Source organism: Rhodoplanes sp. SY1, from assembly GCF_046000175.1.
Taxonomy (GTDB): Bacteria; Pseudomonadota; Alphaproteobacteria; order Rhizobiales; family Xanthobacteraceae; genus Rhodoplanes.
Genome location: NZ_JBEOMB010000534.1, coordinates 1 through 626, shown reverse-complemented (window position 1 = coordinate 626; position 626 = coordinate 1). Strand labels below are relative to the sequence as shown.

Annotated in this window: 1 protein-coding gene; it reads right to left on the bottom strand. The window is 73.5% G+C overall.

Annotated elements, in window-relative coordinates; all coding sequences use genetic code 11:
* Window positions 1-133: 133 nt before the first annotated feature.
* Window positions 134-325: a hypothetical protein gene (locus tag ABTU92_RS30795; protein WP_408095315.1), complete on the bottom strand. Its 192-nt coding sequence runs from the start codon at window positions 323-325 to the stop codon at window positions 134-136.
* Window positions 326-626: the final 301 nt, after the last annotated feature.

Genomic DNA, 626 nt, shown 5'->3' with positions numbered 1-626 from the left:
TCCGCCGGTCCGCGGGGCCGGCCGATGCCTGACGCGCGCTGCGGCAGGCGGTTCGGGCGAGCGCCGGCGCGGCGCCCGGCGGCGCGGTGCGCCGGCCATCCACATCGACGAGCCGAAGCGGTGGTGCGCGGCCTCAGCGTCCGGGCCACTCGCCGCGCAGGAACTTGCGCGGCTGGCGCAACGCGAAGCGCAGGAGGCTGATCGGCTGCGGCAGGGCGGTCTCGTCGGACCGCCGCTTCGGCTGCGGACAGCCGTTCCGCAGCCATGCGATGGCGTCGCGCACCCCAGCCAGCCATCGCTCGCGTCCGGACAGGCGGTTCGGCAACGCGTCGAGCAGCTCGTCCGCCGGCAGCCGCTACGGGTTGCGGTCGCGCAGGGCCGACAGGATCCGGATGACCTGATAACGATCGGCGTCCGGGCCTCTCGGGCGCGGGCTCGATGTGCTCCGCAAAAGCGACACAGGCTCGCTGCAAGCGTCAGCACGCATCGACCTCGCTCCATGCGCACGCTGGTGACGCGCGCGCGCTATTGACGCGCGCACGCCGGCAACCCGCGCGCCCGAGCGAATGCCGAGTTGTGTTCGTCGACTATGCCTTGGCGGCGGCGATCTTAGCGAGCCGCCCGTC